This window comes from Nocardia noduli (assembly GCF_019038455.1).
GTDB lineage: Bacteria > Actinomycetota > Actinomycetes > Mycobacteriales > Mycobacteriaceae > Nocardia > Nocardia noduli.
This window is the reverse complement of the sequence record NZ_JAFMPL010000012.1, coordinates 106954-127907: the sequence shown is the minus strand read 5'-3', so window position 1 is coordinate 127907 and position 20954 is coordinate 106954. Positions and strand designations below refer to the sequence as shown.

General features: G+C 67.0%; 22 protein-coding genes. 9 read left to right on the top strand and 13 right to left on the bottom strand.

Features of this window, described 5'->3' with window-relative positions; all coding sequences use genetic code 11:
* Window positions 1-230: 230 nt before the first annotated feature.
* Window positions 231-1649 (bottom strand): SPFH domain-containing protein, encoded by a 1419-nt coding sequence (locus JZ792_RS10470; protein WP_254189599.1) that lies wholly within the window; start codon window positions 1647-1649, stop codon window positions 231-233.
* A gap of 152 nt (window positions 1650-1801) precedes the next feature.
* Between JZ792_RS10470 and JZ792_RS10465 the strand changes: the two genes are divergently transcribed.
* Window positions 1802-2662, top strand: a complete 861-nt coding sequence (locus tag JZ792_RS10465) for a pentapeptide repeat-containing protein (protein WP_308165241.1) — start codon at window positions 1802-1804, stop codon at window positions 2660-2662.
* On the opposite strand, the gene JZ792_RS10460 is transcribed toward JZ792_RS10465, so the two are convergent.
* The gene (locus JZ792_RS10460) at window positions 2647-3477 is read right to left on the bottom strand and encodes a GNAT family N-acetyltransferase (RefSeq protein WP_216909350.1); all 831 of its coding nucleotides are present in this window, start codon (window positions 3475-3477) and stop codon (window positions 2647-2649) included. The genes JZ792_RS10465 and JZ792_RS10460 overlap by 16 nt on opposite strands.
* 114 nt (window positions 3478-3591) lie before the next feature.
* Between JZ792_RS10460 and JZ792_RS10455 the strand changes: the two genes are divergently transcribed.
* On the top strand, window positions 3592-3972 hold the full coding sequence (locus tag JZ792_RS10455; RefSeq protein ID WP_216909347.1) for a hypothetical protein: 381 nt from the start codon (window positions 3592-3594) through the stop codon (window positions 3970-3972).
* A 125-nt stretch (window positions 3973-4097) separates the two neighbouring features.
* The gene (locus tag JZ792_RS10450; RefSeq protein WP_216909345.1) at window positions 4098-6254 is read left to right on the top strand and encodes an MMPL family transporter; all 2157 of its coding nucleotides are present in this window, start codon (window positions 4098-4100) and stop codon (window positions 6252-6254) included.
* Here JZ792_RS10450 and JZ792_RS10445 read toward each other — a convergent pair.
* Entirely contained in the window at window positions 6226-6858 is a 633-nt protein-coding gene (locus JZ792_RS10445) for a TetR/AcrR family transcriptional regulator (protein ID WP_216909343.1), read from the bottom strand. The two genes, JZ792_RS10450 and JZ792_RS10445, sit on opposite strands and share 29 nt — an antisense overlap.
* Window positions 6859-6986: 128 nt before the next feature.
* Complete coding sequence (rpsA, locus tag JZ792_RS10440) at window positions 6987-8465, bottom strand: 30S ribosomal protein S1 (RefSeq protein ID WP_109529865.1); 1479 nt, start codon at window positions 8463-8465, stop codon at window positions 6987-6989.
* Window positions 8466-8754: 289 nt separating this feature from the next.
* Here rpsA and JZ792_RS10435 point away from each other — a divergent pair, with 289 nt between their 5' ends.
* On the top strand, window positions 8755-9606 hold the full coding sequence (locus tag JZ792_RS10435) for a class I SAM-dependent methyltransferase (RefSeq protein ID WP_216909341.1): 852 nt from the start codon (window positions 8755-8757) through the stop codon (window positions 9604-9606).
* Window positions 9607-9778: 172 nt separating this feature from the next.
* Here the strand turns inward: JZ792_RS10435 and JZ792_RS10430 are convergent, their stop codons facing one another.
* The 3 genes from JZ792_RS10430 to JZ792_RS10420 form a co-directional block, all read right to left on the bottom strand.
* The gene (locus JZ792_RS10430; protein WP_109529863.1) at window positions 9779-9979 is read right to left on the bottom strand and encodes a cold shock domain-containing protein; all 201 of its coding nucleotides are present in this window, start codon (window positions 9977-9979) and stop codon (window positions 9779-9781) included.
* A gap of 85 nt (window positions 9980-10064) precedes the next feature.
* Window positions 10065-10241, bottom strand: coding sequence for a type II toxin-antitoxin system antitoxin (locus JZ792_RS10425; protein ID WP_216909339.1), 177 nt, complete (start codon window positions 10239-10241; stop codon window positions 10065-10067).
* A gap of 8 nt (window positions 10242-10249) precedes the next feature.
* Complete coding sequence (locus JZ792_RS10420) at window positions 10250-11134, bottom strand: SPFH domain-containing protein (protein ID WP_216909337.1); 885 nt, start codon at window positions 11132-11134, stop codon at window positions 10250-10252.
* A gap of 192 nt (window positions 11135-11326) precedes the next feature.
* Between JZ792_RS10420 and JZ792_RS10415 the strand changes: the two genes are divergently transcribed.
* Both JZ792_RS10415 and JZ792_RS10410 read left to right on the top strand, forming a co-directional pair.
* A complete protein-coding gene (locus JZ792_RS10415; protein ID WP_216909335.1) occupies window positions 11327-12010 on the top strand; it encodes a respiratory nitrate reductase subunit gamma in 684 nt (227 codons plus the stop codon).
* Window positions 12011-12189: 179 nt separating this feature from the next.
* Window positions 12190-12729 carry a DUF8020 domain-containing protein gene (locus tag JZ792_RS10410; RefSeq protein ID WP_254189598.1) on the top strand — a complete coding sequence of 180 codons (540 nt, stop codon included), beginning with the start codon at window positions 12190-12192 and terminating at the stop codon, window positions 12727-12729.
* 83 nt (window positions 12730-12812) lie between these two features.
* On the opposite strand, the gene JZ792_RS10405 is transcribed toward JZ792_RS10410, so the two are convergent.
* From JZ792_RS10405 to JZ792_RS10395, 3 genes are read right to left on the bottom strand one after another with little or no spacing between them, the layout of a single operon-like run.
* Window positions 12813-13565 (bottom strand): amino acid ABC transporter ATP-binding protein, encoded by a 753-nt coding sequence (locus JZ792_RS10405; protein ID WP_109529949.1) that lies wholly within the window; start codon window positions 13563-13565, stop codon window positions 12813-12815.
* 47 nt (window positions 13566-13612) lie between these two features.
* Window positions 13613-14566 (bottom strand): amino acid ABC transporter permease, encoded by a 954-nt coding sequence (locus JZ792_RS10400; RefSeq protein ID WP_216909333.1) that lies wholly within the window; start codon window positions 14564-14566, stop codon window positions 13613-13615.
* A gap of 3 nt (window positions 14567-14569) precedes the next feature.
* Window positions 14570-15490: an ABC transporter substrate-binding protein gene (locus JZ792_RS10395; RefSeq protein WP_216909331.1), complete on the bottom strand. Its 921-nt coding sequence runs from the start codon at window positions 15488-15490 to the stop codon at window positions 14570-14572.
* Between the two features lie 378 nt (window positions 15491-15868).
* Here JZ792_RS10395 and JZ792_RS10390 point away from each other — a divergent pair, with 378 nt between their 5' ends.
* The 3 genes from JZ792_RS10390 to JZ792_RS10385 all read left to right on the top strand — a co-directional run bounded on the left by JZ792_RS10390 (window position 15869) and on the right by JZ792_RS10385 (window position 17296).
* The gene (locus tag JZ792_RS10390; protein WP_157978895.1) at window positions 15869-16198 is read left to right on the top strand and encodes a hypothetical protein; all 330 of its coding nucleotides are present in this window, start codon (window positions 15869-15871) and stop codon (window positions 16196-16198) included.
* Between the two features lie 165 nt (window positions 16199-16363).
* Window positions 16364-16486, top strand: a complete 123-nt coding sequence (locus JZ792_RS42625; RefSeq protein ID WP_256461402.1) for a hypothetical protein — start codon at window positions 16364-16366, stop codon at window positions 16484-16486.
* A 315-nt stretch (window positions 16487-16801) separates the two neighbouring features.
* On the top strand, window positions 16802-17296 hold the full coding sequence (locus JZ792_RS10385; protein ID WP_216909329.1) for a DUF6764 family protein: 495 nt from the start codon (window positions 16802-16804) through the stop codon (window positions 17294-17296).
* A gap of 531 nt (window positions 17297-17827) precedes the next feature.
* Here the strand turns inward: JZ792_RS10385 and JZ792_RS10380 are convergent.
* The 3 genes from JZ792_RS10380 to JZ792_RS10370 all read right to left on the bottom strand — a co-directional run bounded on the left by JZ792_RS10380 (window position 17828) and on the right by JZ792_RS10370 (window position 20310).
* Window positions 17828-18622, bottom strand: coding sequence for a hypothetical protein (locus JZ792_RS10380; protein ID WP_216909327.1), 795 nt, complete (start codon window positions 18620-18622; stop codon window positions 17828-17830).
* 237 nt (window positions 18623-18859) lie between these two features.
* Complete coding sequence (locus JZ792_RS10375) at window positions 18860-19519, bottom strand: DUF8020 domain-containing protein (RefSeq protein ID WP_216909325.1); 660 nt, start codon at window positions 19517-19519, stop codon at window positions 18860-18862.
* Between the two features lie 275 nt (window positions 19520-19794).
* On the bottom strand, window positions 19795-20310 hold the full coding sequence (locus tag JZ792_RS10370; protein WP_216909323.1) for a hypothetical protein: 516 nt from the start codon (window positions 20308-20310) through the stop codon (window positions 19795-19797).
* Window positions 20311-20954 lie beyond the last annotated feature (644 nt).

Genomic DNA, 20954 nt, shown 5'->3' with positions numbered 1-20954 from the left:
ATGCACCCACCGCACCGGCCGCCATCGCCTTCGTCAGGAAGCGCCTACGGTCGAGACCGCCGAACGGACCCGGTGCGCCCATGTTCGATCAACCCTTCTGCCGGAATGTGCTAGCCAGGTTCACGATCGGCGCAGACCCTACCCGACGCGCGGCGCGGCGTTACCACCGCCACCTGCGGCGCAGCGCCGAACGGACGGCGTCGGCCCGCCCTCGGCGGAAGGCGACCGCGTCAGGAGGAAAACCGGTCGCGCGTCTCCCCCCGGCCGTCCGTCGCGGTCCATGCCTTCAGCAGGCCGGAGATCTGGGCGAGCAGGGGTGCCAGGCCGGACAGGTCGCCACCGAGTTGGTAGGTCTTGAGCTCGGCGGGGGCGGGGAGCTGCGACACGATCTGCGGCAGGTTGTCGATCAGTCTGGCCTGGATATTGGTGCTGTTCTGCTCGTTGGCGGTGCTGACGCGGACCCGATCGCGTTCCAGGTCGAGCAGTTCTCCTTCGTGCGCGGCGCGGCGGCGAGCGGCGGCGAGCGACAGTTCGCCGTCCAGTTCCTCGCGGCGCAATTCCTGACGCCTGCGCAGGTTCTCGGCCTGTTCGGCGTGCTGCTCGCGCTCGAGGCGCAGCGCGTGCAGCGCCGTCTCGGCGGCCAGATCGGCGACGGTGCGCTGATCGTCGTGTTCGCGGGTGGTGCGGCGCAGCTGTTCCGCGGTCTCCCTGTCGAAACGGGACGCCTCGTGTCCGGCCCGCAGATCGGCGAGTTCGCGTTCGTTCTCGATGCGCCGTTCCTCCGCCGTGCGGTGCGCGGCGGTTTCCCGCGCCGAGATCACCTCCTGCGCGGACAGTTCCGCGAGGCGGGCGATCTGGTTCTGTTCGCTGCGATAGGGCTTCTGCAAGTTCTCCCACAGCGTCGACGAGCTCACCACCGCCTCTTTGATCTGCACGGTGACGATCCGCAGCCCAAGCCCGTGATCGCCGCGTCCGTCGGCCGCGTCCGCCGCGCCCTCGGCGACCGCGCGCAGCCGTGCGGTCAGCTCCTCGATGATGGGCTGCTTATCGCTGAGCACGTCACGCACGCCCATCGTGGAGACCTTGTCCTTGATCGCGGCCTCGGCCTGTTCGCGCAGCTGGATGTTGACCAGCCGCATGGGATCCTCGGCGTCGGAGAAATCCAGTTTTCGGTAGGCGGTGCCGAAATCCTCGATGATCCACTGCACGTATCCCTGGACGAGGACGCCCTGTAGTTCGCTGCATATGCAGTAGGCGTTGATCAGAATCGTCTGCATCGCGCCGGGCACGACGAGATAGGAATCGGTGGCCGGGTTGAACCGGAAGGACACGCCCAATCCGATGTGCAGCGGTTCGCCGCGGCCCCGACGGGTATGCACGACAAAGGCATTCGGCGGAACCAGGACGGTGCGCCGACGCCAGAATCCGGTGACCCTGACCTCGACCGGACCGGGGCCCGAGCCCGGTGTGCTCGGGCCGATCGCCTCGGCCCGCTTCGCCATCGCGCCGCGCGGTGCCGGTGCGCCCGGTGGCGGCGGCATCGAGGCCGCGGCCGGTGCGGGTTTGCGCGTGCGCAGATCGTCCTCCAGCGCGGCCTGTTGCGCCACGACCTGGTCGAGGTAGGAGTTCTTACCCGAATTGGAGCCCATGCCGGTGGAGACTACCGGCGAATCCCGCACGCGCGAATCTTTGTGCTGTCGGTCCATATTCGAGCCCGACCCGCGCCGCACGTCCCGGGAACCACCACGATCCTCCAGCGGGGGATCACGTCGACTCGAAACGACCGATCTATGGTGTGCGGGTGGTCGATACCGGGGATCCGACGAAGCGAGATCCGAGCGGGACGGATCTGTCCGGCCACGATCTCCGCGGCGAGGATTTCGGCGGCGCGAACCTCGACGGCGCGAGACTGGCGGGCGCGAACCTCGAATACGCGACCCTGGACGACGCGAGCCTCATCGGCGCGGACCTGACCGGAGCAGTTCTCGCCGACGCCGACATGCGAAACGCCGATCTGCGACACGCGAAACTCCACCGTGCCGATCTGGAGCTCGCGACCCTGAACGGTTCGAACCTCAACGACGCCGACCTGAGTCACGCGAAATTACTCCGTACGAGCGCGACGGGCACGCGATTCCGAGGCTCGAACCTGAACTACGCGGACCTGCGCGGCGCCGACCTGACGGAGGCGATTCTGAGCGGCGCGAGCCTGGTCGAAGCCGACCTCGAACACACGATCATGACCGACGCCGTGCTGGACGGCGCCGACCTGAGCGGCGCGAACATCTACGGCACCGTGATGGTGTCGGCGAGATCGACCGGCGCGACGCTCAATGCCGCCCGACTGGACGAGGCGAGCCTACGAGGCGCGGACCTCACGGGCGCGAGTCTTCGAGACGCGCGGCTCTATCTCGTCGATCTCACCGACGCCGACCTCACCGACGCGGACCTGGCGACAACCGAGTTGGATCGAGTCGTGCTCAGCGGTGCGCGGCTGATCCGGACCGCACTGCCCCCGATCTCGTCCATGGCTCGGGTCTCCTGGACGGATGGCACCGATTGGAACGGGTGCCGGGACGAGATCTTCCGAAGGTCGATCAGGTTGGGAGAGCACGAATTCCTCCTGAATCCCGACGGTCGTGACGGTCAGCCGAACGCGTAGTGGGCGAAATCGCAGACGAGTTCGAACCCGATGGCGCGATAGATCTTGTTCGATGTCGGATTGTCTGCCGCCGCGAACAGACACGCGCCGAGCCCTTCCGTGCCGATAATGCGGGCCACGTGCGCCGTGAGGATCGAGGCGTAGCCGTTGCCGCGTTCACCGGGAGGCGTGTAGGCCGGGCCGATACGGGACCAGCCGTGCGCCGGTGCCTGATGCGCGGCCAGACCGACCGGGCGGCCGTCGCGTTCCCACAACCACCAGCGCCCGGTCGCGATCCGACGGCGTAGGGCGGCCGTATTCCCGCCGCCGGGACCGATACCCGATTCGTCGTGCATCGCCCACAGCCATTCCGCGCACAGCGCCAGATCCGCGTCCGTGGCGCACCGCGCGGATCCCGGCACATCGGGAAACCGCAGCGGGCCCGATCGGTACAGGTGGTTGACGAACGCGAGCCGGGACGGCACCCCCGAGATCCGCGTCCACCGCCGCGCGAATGCCGCCGCGACGTCGGCCGTGCCTTCCACACCACCGGATTGTGGCGCGACGCGCACCAGAGCCTCGACGACCGCGTCCAGACTCTCGGCGGGCAATTCCCCCAGGAAGATCTCGCGACCGGCGACCTTGATCGCGAAACCGACCGTTGTCGCGTCGTCGTGCGCCGAGAGGAAGACCGACGGCTCGGAGGCGGTGTCGAGCCCGGAACGGCGGTTGGCGACGGCCGTGGCGATGACGGTGTGCCGCAACGGATCACGACGGAGCATGCCGTCGATGCGATCCGCGAACACGCCGACGTCGTCGGTGATCTCGACCTTCATGGACTCCCCCTGGATCACGACCGCCCCCGGCCTCCGAATCCGTTGCGCACCGCGGATTCTCGCGCGCGCACTCCCGATCGCACCATATCAGTCGCGGTCGCGGTCGCCGTCGCGGTGGCGGTCGCCGTCGCCCTCGCGGCCACGGTCGCCGTCGCGGTCGCCGTCACGGCCACCGTCACCGTCACGGCCGCAGTCACGGTCGCCGTCGCCGTCACGGCCACCGTCGCCGTCGCCGTCGCCGTCGCGGTCGCCGTCGCGGTCGCCGTCACGGCCACCGTCACGGCCACCGTCACGGCCACCGTCGCCGTCACGGCCGCGACGGCGGTCGTGGTCGCTGCCGCTGCGACGATCCATCCGGACAGCCGGTGCTCAGGTCTCGGATGCCGCACGGAATCGAATCCGGCGCGACGGCATGCCCGGGCGCGCACGACGCGGACCCACGCGGTACCGATCCACCGGGCATTGCCCTTGCATCTCACTCGCCGGAGTTCCTAGACTGAGGAAAACCTGATAGTGACTTTCAGGTAGGGATTCCGGGAGGGCCGATGACAACGCACGCCACCGTGGAACGATCACAAACGGCGACTCGACCGGGGGCGGTCGGCCGGTGGGGTGAGTTCATGGCCCGCCATCGCCGGATCGTGCTCGGCGGCTGGGTGCTGCTGGTCCTGCTCTGCGGCGCCGGCTACCCGGCACTGCACGATCGCCTCGGCGCGCCCGACTACACGGTGCCCGGTTCCGGCTCGAACCGCGTCGAACAGCTTGCCGCCGAACATTTCTCGCAGCTGGGCGCGGAACAGGACGTCATCGTCTTCCATTCCGACCGATACCGCGCCGACGCACCCGAATTCCGGGCCGCCGTCGATTCCGCCGTCGCCACCACACGCGCGACCGAGGGCGTCGCCGGGGTGGTCGGGCCCTTCGACGGGGTCCCCTCGATCCAGATCTCCGAGGACGGGCACACGGCCTTCGGCATCGTCGGCCTGAACGGGTCGATGGCCGAGCGGGTCGACGTGGCGATCCGTGTGCAATCCGCGTTGGGCTCCGAACCGGGCATCGGCGATGGCGAGATCGAAGCGTCGATCACCGGCTACGCGCCGATCCAGGCCGACCTGATGGCGATCGAGACCGCCGATATGCAGCGCGCCGAGGGGATCGGCCTGCCGGTCGCGGCGGCGGTGCTGGTTCTCGCTTTGGGCGCGGCGGTCGCCGCCACGATCCCGATCACGGTCACCGTCGCCGGAATCGCGGTCGGTGTCGGGGTCCTGTTCGGACTCACCACCTTCCTCACCTTCGATTCGCTGGTGCTCTCGGTGGCGACCATGATCGCCACCGGCACCGCCATCGACTACGCGATGTTCATCGTCAGCAGGTTCAACGAGGAATCGACCCGCCGCGGCATCAGGGATCGCAGGGCGCGAGCCGATATCGAGGCCGCGATCGGCGTCGCCCTCGACACCACCGGCCGCACGGTGCTGGCGTCGGGGATCATCGTCATGATCTCGCTGTGCTCGCTCGCGGTGGTCGGGTTGCCGATGCTCACCGGAATCGCGATCGGCGTGGTCACCGCGGTCGTCGCCACGCTCGCCGCCGCCTTCACGCTACTGCCCGCCCTACTCGCCGTACTCGGGCCCGCGATCAATCGCGGCGCGCTACCCGCACGGCTGCGACCGGCCGAAACCCGTTCGGCGACAGCGTCGAACAACTGGGCGCGGTGGGCGCGCCTGGTGATGGGCAGACCGGTGCTGTTCGGCGCGCTCGGCGTCGGCACGCTGCTGTTGGCCGCGTTCCCGATCACGGGTATCCAGTACGGCGTCGACATGGGCATCGGTTCGCTCGGGGAACGGCCGAGCGGCCGTGCCACCACCCTCGTGGAGGACAATTTCGGGCCGGGACTGCTCGGGCCGATCAGTCTCGTCGCGACCGGTCCCGACGACGGCCCACTCACCGCGTCGGCCTCGACCGGTGTCGCGGCCTTCGTCGACGGACTGTCCTCGGACGAACGCGTCGTCCGGGTCATCCCGCAACAGGCGAACGGGCGCGTGCTGGCCACCGTCGTGCCACGCGACACCTTCGACTCGACCGCCGTCGCCGAACTGACCGCCGATATCCGTGCCGAGGCCGATGGGGTCACCGGCGCGCGGATCCACATCGGCGGCACCTCCGCCGCCTTCGCCGACGTCTCCGAACGCATCACCGATCGACTGTTCCTGGTGATCGGGCTGGTGCTGACGGTCTCGCTGGCGTTCCTCGTGTTCGCGTTCCGCAGTATCGTGCTGGCGTTCAAGGCGATTCTGCTGAATCTGCTGGCTACCGGTGCGGCACTGGGAATCACGGTCGCGGTCTTCCAGCACGGTATCGGCGAATCGTTGCTCGGTTTCGAGAGCACCGGATTCCTCCAGGTCTATCTGCCGATGCTGGTCTTCGCCGTATTGTTCGGCCTGTCCATGGATTACGAGGTGTTCCTGATCCGGCGGATGAAGGAGGCGTGGGATCGGAATCCGGACAATGCCGCCGCCGTCGCCGAGGGATTGCAGCGCACCGCCCGGCCCATCACGGCCGCCGCGGCGATCATGGTCGCGGTGTTCGCCAGTTTCGTCACCGCGGATGTGCTGGAACTCCAGCAGATCGGATTCGCGCTCGCGGTGGCGATCGCGATCGACGCGCTGATCGTGCGCCTGGTGCTGGTGCCCGCGTTCATGCAGATGTTCGGGCGTTGGAATTGGTGGTTGCCGCGATTCGGTTCCGCTAGAGAAGAATCCGTTCGATCGCACTGAGGACGGCGTCGACCGCGTCGGTGTAGACCTCACGCAGCGGGCGAACGAACTCCGCTGTCGTCCAATGATTCAGCGCGGCGATGATCCCCCAGACACCGGTCGCCGCCGCGACGCGCAGCCGTAGATCGTTCGGATCTCCGCCGGTGCGCTCGGCGAACAAGGCGACGATCCGTGATTCCAGATCCCGCATCTGCCGGTTCTGCGCGTCGGCGATCTCCGGAATGGTCGTCACGTACCGCATCCGCCTGCGCAGCCGCTGTTCGGTCTCGCGCGTCAGCATCGATTCGATCAGCATCGGCGCCAGTAGCCTGGCCGCCGCGATCAGGTCCGCGGGCGGCATCGGTTCGCCGCCGCCGCTGTCCCTGATCGCCTCGAGAATCCGCAGATCGTGTTCGTCGTAGAGGACCAGCATCTCCTTGACACCGAAATACCGGTACACCGAACTGGCCGACACCCCGGCCGCGCTCGCGATCCGCTCGACCGTCACCGCCCGGTAGCCGTACTCCTCGAACAGATCCAGCGCCACCGCCTGGATACGGCTCATCGCCTCGCGCTTCCTGCGCTCCCACACGCCCGCCGAGGACTCCACGCTGACATCGGACATCGCAGCTCAGGGTACCCGCCCGACATGGGGAAACGGTCTCGATCGCGAGCGAGGAAAGGGGCCGGGACGCGGGGAAGGCCCCGGTCCGTATGGACCGGGGCCTTCCGCCGTGGTGTCTACTACTCGAATCAGGCGTTGCCGGAGAGCTTCTCCCGCAGGGCCGCGAGCTGGGCGTCGCTGGCCAGCGAACCGCCGGCGGACTCGGCCGGGCTGGAGGAGGACGACGACTGCGCGCCGCCACCGCTCTCGGAGGAGTAGTTGGACGAACCGCCACCGTTCGCGGCCTCGGCCGCGGCGTCGGCCGCCATCTTCTCCATCTGCGCGGTGTGCATCTTGTGACGACGCTCCGCCTCGGCGTAACGGCCTTCCCACTCTTCGCGCTGCTTGTCGAAGCCGTCCAACCATTCGTTGGTGTCGGGATCGAAGCCCTCGGGGAAGATGTAGTTGCCCTGGTCGTCGTAGCTGTCGGCCATGCCGTACTTCGACGGGTCGAACTCGGCGTGGTAGTCCTCGTTCGCCTGCTTCAGCGACAGCGAGATCCGGCGACGCTCGAGGTCGATGTCGATGACCTTGACCATCGCGTCGTCACCGACGGCGACGACCTGGTCCGGAACCTCGACGTGGCGCTCGGCCAGCTCGGAGATGTGCACCAGGCCCTCGATGCCCTCTTCGACGCGCACGAACGCACCGAACGGAACCAGCTTGGTGACCTTGCCCGGAACGATCTGACCGATCGCGTGGGTGCGGGCGAACTGACGCCACGGATCTTCCTGGGTCGCCTTGAGCGACAGCGAAACCCGCTCGCGATCCAGATCGACGTCGAGAACCTCGACGGTGACCTCGTTGCCGACCTCGACGACCTCGGAGGGGTGGTCGATGTGCTTCCAGGACAGCTCGGAGACGTGCACCAGGCCGTCCACGCCGCCCAGATCGACGAAGGCGCCGAAGTTGACGATCGAGGAGACCACACCCTTGCGGACCTGGCCCTTCTGCAGCTGGTGCAGGAACTCGGAGCGCACCTCGGACTGGGTCTGCTCGAGCCACGCGCGGCGGGACAGGACCACGTTGTTGCGGTTCTTGTCCAGCTCGATGATCTTGGCCTCGATCTCCTTGCCGACGTACGGCTGGAGGTCGCGGACACGACGCATCTCGACGAGCGACGCCGGGAGGAAGCCGCGCAGACCGATGTCCAGGATCAGGCCGCCCTTGACGACCTCGATGACGGTGCCCTTGACGGCCTCGTCCTTCTCCTTGAGCTCCTCGATCGTGCCCCACGCGCGCTCGTACTGCGCCCGTTTCTTCGACAGGATCAGGCGGCCTTCCTTGTCCTCCTTGGTGAGGACGAGGGCCTCCACCTCATCACCCACGGAAACGACCTCGTTCGGGTCGACATCGTGTTTGATGGAGAGTTCGCGGGAGGGGATGACGCCTTCGGTCTTGTAACCGATGTCGAGCAGGACCTCGTCGCGATCGACCTTGACGATGGTTCCCTCAACGATGTCGCCGTCGTTGAAGTACTTGATCGTGGCATCGATGGCGGCGAGGAAGTCCTCGGCGGAGCCGATGTCGTTGACGGCTACCTGCGGCGAGGTGACGGTGGTGGGCATGTGTCGGTTTGCTCCGGACGGATTGTGGTCGGTTGCGGACATTGGAACTTTCGGTACGCTGCGAGATCACCGCGACGATGCGACGACGGACACTGAGGAACGTACCGCACTCACCAACTGTGAAACTCAGCACGGGCCCCTGTTACTCACTACACTGTAGCCGTCGGTGGATCGTCACCCTCGACTACATCGGTACGCCAGTACAGAAGGCACTCGCTGGTTCAGCGTACGCGACCTTGGTCGGCACGGGCAAACCGGTCCGCACGCCACGCCGGGATAAGGTTTCAGCGTGTCGGAAGATCGCCATGCGCAAGCAAACGCACTGCTGGGAACCACCGGAACCGCGCGCACACGAATCGGTTCCGCCGCCAGTCAGCACGCCAGTCGCCGGTGGTGGGACGCCGACGCGATCCAATACCACGAGACCCACGCCGACTTCCTCGGCGTCGACTCCCCCGGTGGCGAGTTCGTCTGGTGTCCGGAGGGTCTGCACGAGGGCGATATGCGCCTGCTCGGCGATATCGAGGGTAAGCGGATCCTGGAGATCGGGTGCGGTTCGGCGCCCTGTTCGCGCTGGCTGGCCGGACACGGCGGACTGCCGGTCGGCCTGGATCTGTCACGGGGAATGCTGGAGCGCGGACTCGCGGCGATGGCGCACGGTGGGCCGACGGTGCCGCTGGTCCAGGCGGGCGCCGAGGATCTGCCCTTCGCCGACGCCAGTTTCGACCTCGCCTGTTCGGCCTTCGGCGCCATTCCGTTCGTCGCCGATTCCGCGCGGGTGATGCGCGAGGTGGCCAGGGTGCTCCGCCCCGGCGGACGCTGGGTGTTCTCGGTGAACCACCCGCTGCGCTGGATCTTCCCCGACGATCCGGGCCGGGCCGGGCTGACCGCGGCCATCCCGTACTTCGACCGCACCCCGTATGTGGAGGTGGACGCGGACGGCACACCGACCTACGTCGAACACCATCGCACGATCGGTGATCGGGTCAGGGAACTCGTCGCCGCCGGTCTCGTCGTCGAGGACATCGTCGAACCCGACTGGCCGGAATGGCTCGACCGGGAATGGGGGCAGTGGAGTCCGCTGCGCGGCGAGATCTTCCCGGGGACCGCCATCTTCGTCAGCGCCAAACCGGCGAGCTGACGGCATCCGCCCCGCTCACACAGCCGGGTGGGTGTTTGCCGGTGGATTACTACCGAGGCCGACCCGGTCGGGGACAGGCGATCGACGATCAGGTTGCGGCCTCGTTCGCCGAATGCGATGCCAGGACCCGGCAGGCGCTGCTGTCACGAGTCCGTGGCATCGACCGACGAGATCAGAGCAGGCGGACGTTATCGGCCTGCGGACCCTTCGGGCCCTGCGTCACCTCGAATTCCACGCGCTGTTCATCATCGAGGCTGCGGAAACCGCTGCCACCGATGGCGCTGAAATGGACGAACACATCCGCGCTTCCGTCGTCAGGGGCGATGAAGCCGAAGCCCTTGTCCGCGTTGAACCATTTGACAGTGCCTTGCATCGCTCGCTCCTGAAGTAGGGGATTGCTGGTGGATCGCTGTACATCCTGCCCGCTCCCACCCCGGAAACGCGGTATTTGGCCGCGCTCATGTCGCGGTGTCATCGCCCCGTCGTCTCGGTGGACGTCCCGCCTGTTCGAGCGCGAGGCGTAACGCGAATTCGATCTGGGCGTTGATGCTGCGCAGGTCGTCGGCCGCCCACTTGGCCATGGCCTCGTGGACGGCCGGGTCGAGACGGAGCAGTAGCTTCTTGCGTTCGACCATGCCGGGACTCAGTTGTAGAGAGTGCCGGCGTTGACGACGGGCTGGGTCGCGCGGTCGCCACACAGCACCACCAGAAGATTGGAAACCATTGCGGCCCTTCGCTCCTCGTCGAGTTGCACGACACCCTGGGCGGTGAGTCGATCCAGGGCGAGACCGACCATACCGACCGCGCCCTCCACGATGTGGGTGCGGGCCGCGACGACCTGGGCGGCCTGCTGACGCACCAGCATCGCCTGGGCGATCTCGGGGGCGTAGGCGAGGTGGGTGATGCGGGCCTCCAGCACCTCGATACCCGCCAGCTCGGTGCGCTCGCGCAACTCGACGGTCAGTTCCTCCGCCACTTCGGCCCCGTCACGCAGGCTGGTGCGTTCGGCGTCGTGCGCGTCGTAGGGGTGGGTCGTGGCCAGATGGCGGACCGCGGCCTCGGACTGGGTCTCGACGTACTCCTCGTAGTCGTCGACGGCGAATGCCGCCTTGAAACTGTCGACCACGCGGTAGACGACCACCGCGGCGATTTCGACCGGATTGCCGTCCGCGTCGTTGACCTTGAGTTTCTGGGTCTCGAAATTGCGCACGCGCAGCGAGATGCTCTTGCGATCGGTCAGGGGCACGACCGAGTAGAAGCCCGGTTCGCTCACCGACCCGATGTAGCGGCCGAAGAACTGCACCACCTTCGCCTCGTTCGGGTTGATCACCGTCAACCCGGTCGCCAGCAGCAGGAGCACCACCACGACGACGGTCGCCACGATCGCGGCGACCAGCGCGGGGACATTCCCGCCGTCCGCGGCGGCGACATAGCCGACGGCGGCCGCGGCGCCGAAGAAGAGGGTGAGCACCAACCAGGCCAACAACACGAGAAAACCGTTGACGTGGAAAGCGGACCTGAGCTTCATGACATCCTCCGGGTATCAAAGTGATATCACTACGATAGCGCATACGGCCGTGGCGGCAAGACCCGATCGCGCGCTCGGCCGAGACACGGGGGCTGACTCCCGGGTAGGTGCCATTGGCCCCTAGATGGGCGGCGTACACCCTGACACAGTGGTGCGCGCCGTTGCCCCCGATGCCGAAAGTGATCGCGAACGATGCTGCCGCAGCTCTGGATCATCCTGCCGTACACGGCATTTGCCTCGTTCGTCATCGGCCACGTCTGGCAGTACCGCCGCGATCGGTTCCGTGCCTTCACCGCCGCGCCCGACACCGATCGTGCGCAGCGCACGGGTCGGGCGGGGTTCCGGACCGGATTCGCGCTCGTGATCGCGGCGCGGGTGATCGACCTGCTCACCTCCGGGCCCGACAACCATCCCGTCGGCGGACTGTTCATCGGCCTGGTCGTCGTGGAATGCGCGGGTGTCGTGGCGGCGTCGGCAGGCGCGGTGCTGCTGTTCCTGCCCGATCTGATCGCCGCGCCACCGCGCGAGAGCGTCACCCCGCTCGACCGGATCACCTTGCCCGCGCTGGCGGCGGGCCTGTTCTCGGGGATCATCGTCCGGTTCGACCCGAATTCCACCGGGGATCGCTATCGCACCGCGGAAACCCTTTTCGCCTGGGTCCGCTCGCTGTTCACCCTGCACCCGCAGACCGAAACCATCCGGAACGCGCCGTTCATCTACCAGGCGCGCGGTCTGATCCTGCTGCTGATCGTCGGAATCTGGCCCTACACCCGGCTTTCCGGAATGTTCGCCGGACCGGTGGTGCGATGGATACGCCGGAATCCGGGGGTGGCGCGCGCCGGGCGCGACGACTCGTCTCCGGTCGCCGAGAAATAGACCCGGCGCGGCACGGTCGCATCGGAGGCCGTTCCCCGTGGGGGACGAAACAAACCGGAATTCGGGGGCAGCGAATACCGCCAACCCGCACTCGAAATCGCGTGATCGCCGTGAAGATCACATCTGCATCGTCCGGTGCCGTTCGTCGGGGAACGTCCAACGGTAAGGAATGGAGACCCATGTTTATCAAGAAATTGGTGACGACGGCGTTCATGGCCATCGCCGCCACCGGAATCGCGACCGCGACAGCGCAGGGAGAGGCCGGTCTGGCCGACGTCTCCTTCGACGCGACCGACGGCCCGATCGCCTACACGGCGAGTCTGGCCGCCGACCACTCGAGCGCGCTGGTCTCCTTGGCTTCGGGCACGTTCGTCGTGACACCCGACGCGGTCGAGGTCCGCGCGGACGACGGCGCGGTGGTCGGCAGCATTCCGACGACACTGCGCACGGACGCGGGACAGAGTTTCGAGGTCACCCCCGTCGTCGACGCCTCGGCCACGCAGTTGAGTCTGACCCCGGTCGGCGGCCCGCTCTCGCGCGACATTCCCGGTACCCACGAGGTGGGCGGCCCGATCACCGTTCTCGCGGGCGCCGGTATCGGCTGTCTGATCGGCATCGCGCTCGGCATCTGGTTCTTCGTCGTCGGCGCCATCGCCGGCTGCGCCATCGGCGCGGTCATCGGCGCCGGGGTGGGATTCCTCTTCGTCCCCGGACCGTGATGCGGTAGCACCGAATACGCTGTGGGCCGGGCCGCCGTCGCGCACCCGGCCCACAGCCGTATTTTCTTGTCGCTACACAGTTTTCAGAGCAGTCGGGAGAGAAACGCTTTCGTGCGTTCATGTTCCGGGTTGGCCAACACCTCGCGGGGCACGCCCGCCTCGACGACCACCCCGCCGTCCATGAACACCAGACGATCGGCGACCTCGCGCGCGAAACCCATCTCGTGGGTCACCACCACCATGGTCATACCGTCGCGGGCGAGTTCACGCATCACTTCGAGTACCTCGCCGACCAGTTCCGGATCCAGCGCCGAGGTCGGTTCGTCGAAGAGCATCAATTTCGGATCCATCGCCAGGGCGCGCGCGATGGCGACACGCTGCTGCTGGCCGCCGGAGAGCTGCGCCGGATAGGCATTCGCCTTGTCGCCCATACCGACCCGGTCCAGCAATTCGTTCGCCCGCGCGACGGCTTCGGCCTTGCGAATTTTCTTGACCTGCGTCGGCGCCTCGATGATGTTCTCCAGGGCCGTCCGGTGCGGGAACAGGTTGAAATGCTGGAAGACCATGCCGATGTCACGGCGCTGCGCTGCGGCGACGCGCGGATGCAGTTCGTAGAGTTTGTCGCCCTTCTCCCGGTAACCGACCAGATCGCCGTCGACGTAGAGCCGTCCGGCGTTGACCCGCTCCAGATGGTTGATACACCGCAGGAACGTCGACTTACCCGAACCGGACGGCCCGATCAGGCACAGCACCTCACCGCGTGCCACCTCGAGCGAGATGCCGTTGAGCACCTGGAGCGCGCCGAAACTCTTGCACACCCGGTCGGCGAGGATCATCGGCGGAATGTCGACCCCGACCTCCGCCCCCTTCGAGAGATCATGACTCATTTCGGATTCACCACACCCCGCGCGTCGGCCAGTTGCTGCAATTGCTTGGCGGTCAACTGCCTGGATATCCCGCGCGAGTAGTAGCGCTCCAGGTAGAACTGCCCGACCATCAGCACGCTGGTGATGACCAGATACCAGGTGGCGGTGACCATGAGCAGCGGAATCGGCTGGAAGTTCACGCCGTAGATATCGCGGGCACGGCCGAACAGGTCCGTACTCAACGGAATCGCGGTCACCAGCGACGTGGTCTTGAGCATGCCGATGAATTCGTTGCCGGTCGGCGGGATGATCACCCGCATCGCCTGCGGCAACACCGTGCGGCGCATGGTCTGCGTCCACGACATGCCGAGCGCGGTCGACGCCTCGCGCTGCCCCTCACCGACGGAATTGATTCCGGCGCGCACGATCTCGGCCATGTACGCGGCCTCGTTCAGGCCGAGCCCGAGGACGGCGAAGGCGAAGGCCGCCTGCAACCCCTGCACGTCGAGATGGAAGAACTGCGGGCCGAACGGGATGCCGAGGGCGATCTGACGGTACAGCGAGGGCACCAGGCCCCAGAACACCAACTGCACGTAGACCGGCGTACCGCGGAAGATCCACAGGTACACCCACGCGGTCGAGCGCAGCACCGGATTCGGCGAGAGCCGCATCACCGACAGGATCGTTCCGAGCACGACGGCGATGGCCATGGCGATCACCGTCAGTTCGAGGGTGACGACCACGCCCGCGAGGATCCTGGTGTCGAACAGGTACTTGCCGTAGGTGTTCCACTGGTAGGCCTCGTTGGTGGCGGCGCCGTAGAGGAACAGTCCCAGCAGCACGAGGACGACGGCGGCGGCGATCCAGCGGCCGGGGCGGCGCAGCGGAACCGCTCTGATCGGTTCCGGTTCGCCCCCTGCCGCACCGCGTCCGGGTTCGCCGGACACGGTGCCGGGCACGGAATCCGACATCGATCAGCTCTCGGCGCCGTTGATGACCGATTCGGTGATCGCGCCCTCCTGCACACCCCAGTTCTCGGTGATGGTCTTGTACTGCCCGTTCTTGATCAGATGGTTGAGTGCCGACTGGAGCGCCTTCGCCAGCGGCGAATTCTTCGGAACGGCCCAGCCGTAGGGGGCGGAGTCGAACACCGAACCCGCGGCCTCGATCTTGCCGTCACTCTTCTTGATCGCGTACGCCGTCACCGGGGAATCGGCGGACATCGCGTCGACCTGCCCGAGAACCAGCGCGTTGGTCGCGGCGCTCTGCTCGTCGAACGGTTTGATATCGATCGCGGGCTTACCCGCGGCGACGCAGGCATCGCTCTTGGCGGGCACCTCTTCGGTGTGCTCGATGGTGGTGGCCTGCACCGCGACCTTCTTGCCGCAGGCGTTGCCCGGGTCGACCGGCTTGCCGATCTGCTGCGCCCACTGGACGCCCGCCTTGAAGTAGTCGGTGAAATCGACCTGCTGTTGACGTTCCTTGGTATCGGTGATCGACGACATGCCGACGTCGTAGGTGCCCGCCTGGATCGCCGGGATGATCTTCTCGAACGCGGATTCGACGTATTCGACCTTCACGCCGAGGACGGAGCCGACGGCGTCCAGGAGGTCGACGTCGAATCCGACGATCTTGCCGTCGGCGTCCTTGTACTCGTTGGGCTGATACGGGACGTTCACGCCGACGACGAGTTTGCCGGACTGCGTGATCTTCTCGGGAAGTGTCGCCGCGATCGCGTCGACCTTGTCCACCGACACCTTCGGAACGGCCGGGCCGGATTCCTCGGTGTTGTTGCTACAGCCCGTCAGTATCAGCGCACCGCCCGCCACGACGCATACGGCCCGTAGGGCGCCCCTGCCAAGAACCGTTCGAACAGACACAGCAGCCCTCCACATTTCGGATAAGGGAAACCCGGGTGTCACCACCCGTTTCCGGAAATGTAGGCGACCGGATCGCTTCGCGCTGGACACTGGGCCCACAGCGTCACGAACTCGTTGCATGTCGTCGAGCGGCCGAAACACCGCACCCGCGCCGCCCCACCCCCGAACCTCACAGCCTGACCAGCGCGTTTGTGATATTCGATGCCCGAACCCGCGTCCGTGGCGTGCGCCGCGCCCCCTGAACGAGTTTTCCGGATAGTAACCGGACCGGTCTTCGATATCGGCCGCCGATCGCCGATCGGCGCGGCACGCCGAAGCGGTTTTCGGACAGGAAACGCCGTGCGATCCCGAAGATGAGCACCTATCGACGGCTCACGGGACAAAATGCTTCCGATGGTCACACGGCCCGAATCCGATCCCGCCGAGCAGCTGGACTGCTTGGTGGAATTGACGTGGCCCGCGAGCAGGCATCTGTGGTGGCGGGCGCGTCACAGCGGCACCGGCGCTCAGATCGCGGCAGCCCTCGACGAACTCGCGGTGCGCGTCGGCATCGACCCGCTGGCCCGCACGCTGCTGCTGCTCGAACGGGCGGGTATCGGATACAGCCTCGCGGTATGGGCGCAGGCGTGCGTCATCGAACACCGCGCCGATACCGTCGATCTGGCGGACCTGCCCGCCGCGCTGCGCGCGCACGCCGATTCGATTCGCGCCCGCGTGCACTGACATTCGATGCTCGACGACGGGTACCGGCCAGAGACCGGGACGTGGCTCCCGAGGCAGGTGCGGTAGGTGCCGATACATGACCGTCACCGTCGGTCGAGGATCACCCGAACGGATTTCCTCGTACACGAGCGAGAACCGCTTGCTGACCGTTGCGGAAGCACCGAGGTGACAGGCTCGGTGTCGTTGATCGTCGGCGGCAAGTCGCCGGGGGCCGGGTGGGTGCTCCCGAGGATCCGGAAAATGGCGATGCTCACCTACGGCAAGCCGGGTGAGCATCTCGAGAGATAGTAGCCCGCCGGGGTTTCGGGCAGTAGCGAATTTCCGAAACCCGGAGACGCCGAGATTCCCGGCGAAAACGCCTTCGCGCCGCCGTCTCGCTCGTGCGGAACAGCGATACCCGGTTCCGGCCCCGCCTCGGGTCCGGGTCCGATTTGCCGGATGCATCGAAATTGCATCGAATAGCGACTACCGTGGATGGTGCGGCGCCGGGATGCGTCGGCGCGGCACACCGATATCCGCATGATCGAGTTCCCGTGATCGCCGTGGGCGAGCGGTCCGCATCGGCCGATCCGTCGACCGGCGGGGTCGCGGGCAGGAGTTGCGATGAAGACTTCCCTCACCCGCCGAGGAGCTGCCGCGTTACTCGCCGCCGCCCCCGCGGCAATCGGCCTGTGTCTACTCGGCACCGCGACCGCGAACGCGGAGACCACGGCATGTCCGGCTCCCGGCACGAGCGCCACCGCGGCCGACGCCGACGGGGCCAGCTGTTCGGCCACCAGCGCGGGCGGCGCCGCGGCCGCGTACGGATTGGGCGGCGACGCCTCGGCCGACGCGGGCCCGACGAGCCTGTCGCTGGCTATCGCCCAGAACGGCGGCGTCGCGACATCGACGTCGACGATGCTGTCCGGCCCCGCGGCGATCGCGCTCGGCCCCGGCGCGACGGTGACGACGGCCGGCGTACGGCCCGGACTCGCCATCGGTATCGCGGGACCGGGCGCGACGGTGACGGTCCCCGGCACGGCCGCGCCGACCTGCACCGGCGGTGTGGGATTCGCCGGAGATTTCCAAACCTTGCAGGGCTGCCTGTCGGTCAGGTAGATACCGAAAGTCTTTGGTGACGTGGTTATTTCACGCAGCTGGTGCATCAAGTGACAGACGCGTCGCGCGACGAAAGCACCGACGCCTGCCTATCGGAAACCTGGCGGTCGCGGACGCACGACCGCCGCACTCCCTCCTCGGTGGCCGACGAACCGGATGACCGGTTCGTCGGCCGAGCGGGAACTCGACGTGTGCACCGAACCCGGTACGGCTTGGACCCGGCCCAGCGGTGCCGCAACACGAGCGCATCCCGAACACCCCGGCACGGCCCGGCGGACCAGCCGCCGAGGACTTCTCGCGGGACAGTAGGGGTACGTGGGTCGGCCGCTGCTCGAAGAAGCGCGCATGGTCCGACTGTGTCCTCGTCGGTCCGGTAGCGCCGAAGTACAACGTCGAGGCCGCGTGGGCCAACTGTTCAGAATCCGCCCGGCAGGTGCGGGCGTGTCCACGACCGCGGGTGCCCACGCCTCATATGACGCAATTTCGATGCACACCCCGGTAGCGACCACGTCCCGCCCTGCGGCGGGACGACTACTGGACGGGCGGCATCACCGGCGTGTTGTCGGTATACCCCTGGACCGCGCCGACGACGGCGCCCGCCGCCGCGCCGACGAGCATGAACGGCGCCGCGACCATGCCGTATCCGATGGCGGCGCCGACGGGTGTCAGCACGAACCATCCGGCGGGCGCGAACACGGTGCCCGCGATGAAACCGGAGACGGCGCCGATGACCGCGCCCGGCGCGGCGATCGGGCTGGCCAATGTCGAACCGACCGACGCGCCGATGGCCGCCGAACCGAGGACGTTCGCGGCGATGCGGTCCGACCGGCCGGGGTCGAAACCGGCCGAGTCGAGCACCTGGGCGAGCCCCGCCTCGGCGCCCGCCGCGGCGTCGTTGACCTGACCTATGGGCTCGGCGGGAATCCAGTCCGGCACACCGACCTGCATGGTCCCGATGCGGACCTGGCCTTGCGGCGCTTCGATCGGAGCGACGGGGGGCGCCATGGCGAAGATATCGGGGACGCGCAACTGGCCCGGGTCGACGTGGACCATCTCGAACGCGGACGGACCCTGCCGTTTGTGGGTGAGGTCGTTGCGCGCGGTCTGCGCGTCGAGCACCTGTTCGGCGACCGCGGTGTACGAGCCGTCCCGGGCGGAGGCCGATTCGTCACCAGATGTCAGGTAGGAGGTGCCCGCGCCCGGTCCCTCGATCGGCGCGGCCGTCGCCACGGAATGTGCGAGCACCGGCGCCACGCCGGCGAACGCCACGACCGCCGCACGAGCGGCCAATGTCCGGCGGGCCGCCGTGTCACGATTTCCCTGCATTACTCAACCTCTCTGATACATCGAAAAAATGGATCTGGTGGGTCGATATCCATGCATCCTCACCCCGTGCCACTCCGAACCGCCCTGTGCGGCACTGCGAAACGCTTCGGAATTCGGTAGCAAACCACCGGCTCCGACGAGGTAGGTCGATCGAACGCTGAAAGTGCGAGGGCGAATCACCGTTGCCACCCGATATCAGCGCGATCATGCTACCGACAGAGAGGGTTGGCGGACAGACTAATTCGCCGGTTGGAGATAATAGTTCTGCGCCCATTTGCTCGAACCGGCGGGAGCGTTGAGCGTGCTGAGCAACTCTACCGCCGCCACCACCATAACCGGACCACCGACGGCGATCGTTCCGAGTATTCCGCCGAGTCCCGCTCCCGCCGCCGCGCCCGCCAGGCATCCGAATCCGAACAGCGGCATGCCGAAGATACATCCGACGACGAGTCCGGCCGCACTGCCGACCATCGCGCCGATCGCGGTGGCGAGACCGAACCGGGTTGAGAACTCGTTCAACGCGGCGTTGTCCTCGAGCGGGGAAGCGACGGGTTCGACAACGGGCGTGGTGGAGGGCTTCGGCGCGCCGGGGACCAACCGCAATTCGGTTCCATTCGCACCCAGCGCCGGTTCGGCCGTCACCTCCCTGTCCCCCATCGTGAATCGCGTCGGCACGCGGACGACCGGCGCGCCGGTGCGATCGAGCACCGTGAAGGCGCGGTGGTCGTCTTCGATGACGAAGGTCCCGCCCGTAAGTGTGGTTTTCACAAGGTGATCCGACGAAGTGATCTTGTATTCGATGTCACGGTCGACGGATTCTTCCGCGTGCGCGGTCACCGGTACGACCACCGCGACCACAGCGCAAGCGACCGACGCGATACGCGAGATTTCGATCACGAAGTATCCTTCTCGATTTCGTGGTTGCGGCCCGAGACATCGGGCCGACGCAGTCCACGGCCGGGTTCGGCCGCTCCGAGCGACGACAAAACCACAGCAGTTATCGAGTGAACGGCTCGTCGGGGAGAAATAGGTGATCGGCCCGAGCAAACGTCGGGAAACGCGGACACTCACGTACCGAAAGTTGGCTTACCCCAAGTTATACGGCCGAACAGAAATCGGTGATACGACGCGAATCGGATGTGGATCCCCCTGCTACCTCGTGAAATGCCCGACTACGACACGTCGGTCAGGCGGGCCGTGTGCCGGAGCGTCGGCAGGTCGGCGTCGCCCGGCCGGATCCGCTCGGCCAGATCGGCGAGCATGGACAACGACGGTGAAGACAGGTCGATGGCCGCGAGCAGCAGCCGCCGCAGCGGGTAGTGCGAGACGGTCGCGACGGCACTGACATCGGTGCGCCGCTCCCCCCGGCGAATTCCGGTGCGGAGCCAGTGCGCGTCGGCGTCGAAGAATTCGGCGAGCGCCTCGACCAGTTCGGGCCGCGGATGGCGGCGGTGCCCGCGACGCAGCATCGATACGTAGGACGCGGAGGTCACCTGCCCCTTGTGCGCCAGCGCTTCGACCAGCGAACGATATTGGAGCGGGCGGCCGTGCCCCGACTCCCAGGCGGTGATCAGCCCGTCGAGACGGGCGGCGAATTCGGCGTCCTCCTGCGACGTGGCGCGTTCGCTCGCCTGCTGCTGGACGTACATGGGCGGCAGATCGGCCCAGGCTACCTGTTCACTTCTCATGCCGTACCTCCGTGAAGTTGCGGGAACACCTCCGCGATATCGCCTCGCGGATCGGTCGTCGCCGAGGCGGACGGGAGGAGGTTCCCGTTTTCGTATGCACGATCGCTCTGACTCTTCGACAGTGGCGCCGCACCGTTACACAGCGGCCACCACGACCACGGCTCTCGGTTGCCAGTGGATCGCACACGGAGGTGCCATCGCACGCGCCGCCATATCCGTCGGTCATAGCCGTGGACTCTAGCGAGCAGATCCATGCAGATCACGGATTTACCGGATTGATATCAATCAAATTTTTCGGCACACTGTTTCCGGTAGCCGATGCTTTGCGTCATGCCAACCGGTCGGTTATCAGCAACCGTTTCCGCGGATCCGCGAGGGACCGATCGAATCAGCCCTCAGGTCCACGACGACCGGACCGAACAGACTCGAATCCTGAAAATCGCGACTCGCACAAGGCGATTGCCCGCTGCACTCCCCCATTCGCTCCCCGGGCGTAACACCGCGCCCCACCTCGATCGACGTCTTGACGAGCACTCGTTCCACGATCACCGCCGATATTCGAGAGGGACGGCACACCGATTGCGATACCGACGGAATCCGAGCGCCACCGCGTTCCGGTGCCGGGATAAGCGGCACCGCTCGCG

Coding starts and splice junctions, on each gene's coding strand:
- JZ792_RS10470 (WP_254189599.1), bottom strand. CDS start 1,649: ATGGGCTCCAATTCGGGTAAGAACTCCTACCTCGACCAGGTCGTGGCG.
- JZ792_RS10460 (WP_216909350.1), bottom strand. CDS start 3,477: ATGAAGGTCGAGATCACCGACGACGTCGGCGTGTTCGCGGATCGCATC.
- JZ792_RS10450 (WP_216909345.1), top strand. CDS start 4,098: ATGGCCCGCCATCGCCGGATCGTGCTCGGCGGCTGGGTGCTGCTGGTC.
- JZ792_RS10445 (WP_216909343.1), bottom strand. CDS start 6,858: ATGTCCGATGTCAGCGTGGAGTCCTCGGCGGGCGTGTGGGAGCGCAGG.
- rpsA (WP_109529865.1), bottom strand. CDS start 8,465: ATGCCCACCACCGTCACCTCGCCGCAGGTAGCCGTCAACGACATCGGC.
- JZ792_RS10430 (WP_109529863.1), bottom strand. CDS start 9,979: ATGCAAGGCACTGTCAAATGGTTCAACGCGGACAAGGGCTTCGGCTTC.
- JZ792_RS10425 (WP_216909339.1), bottom strand. CDS start 10,241: ATGGTCGAACGCAAGAAGCTACTGCTCCGTCTCGACCCGGCCGTCCAC.
- JZ792_RS10420 (WP_216909337.1), bottom strand. CDS start 11,134: ATGAAGCTCAGGTCCGCTTTCCACGTCAACGGTTTTCTCGTGTTGTTG.
- JZ792_RS10415 (WP_216909335.1), top strand. CDS start 11,327: ATGCTGCCGCAGCTCTGGATCATCCTGCCGTACACGGCATTTGCCTCG.
- JZ792_RS10410 (WP_254189598.1), top strand. CDS start 12,190: ATGTTTATCAAGAAATTGGTGACGACGGCGTTCATGGCCATCGCCGCC.
- JZ792_RS10405 (WP_109529949.1), bottom strand. CDS start 13,565: ATGATCCTCGCCGACCGGGTGTGCAAGAGTTTCGGCGCGCTCCAGGTG.
- JZ792_RS10400 (WP_216909333.1), bottom strand. CDS start 14,566: ATGTCGGATTCCGTGCCCGGCACCGTGTCCGGCGAACCCGGACGCGGT.
- JZ792_RS10395 (WP_216909331.1), bottom strand. CDS start 15,490: ATGTGGAGGGCTGCTGTGTCTGTTCGAACGGTTCTTGGCAGGGGCGCC.
- JZ792_RS10390 (WP_157978895.1), top strand. CDS start 15,869: ATGGTCACACGGCCCGAATCCGATCCCGCCGAGCAGCTGGACTGCTTG.
- JZ792_RS10385 (WP_216909329.1), top strand. CDS start 16,802: ATGAAGACTTCCCTCACCCGCCGAGGAGCTGCCGCGTTACTCGCCGCC.
- JZ792_RS10380 (WP_216909327.1), bottom strand. CDS start 18,622: ATGCAGGGAAATCGTGACACGGCGGCCCGCCGGACATTGGCCGCTCGT.
- JZ792_RS10370 (WP_216909323.1), bottom strand. CDS start 20,310: ATGAGAAGTGAACAGGTAGCCTGGGCCGATCTGCCGCCCATGTACGTC.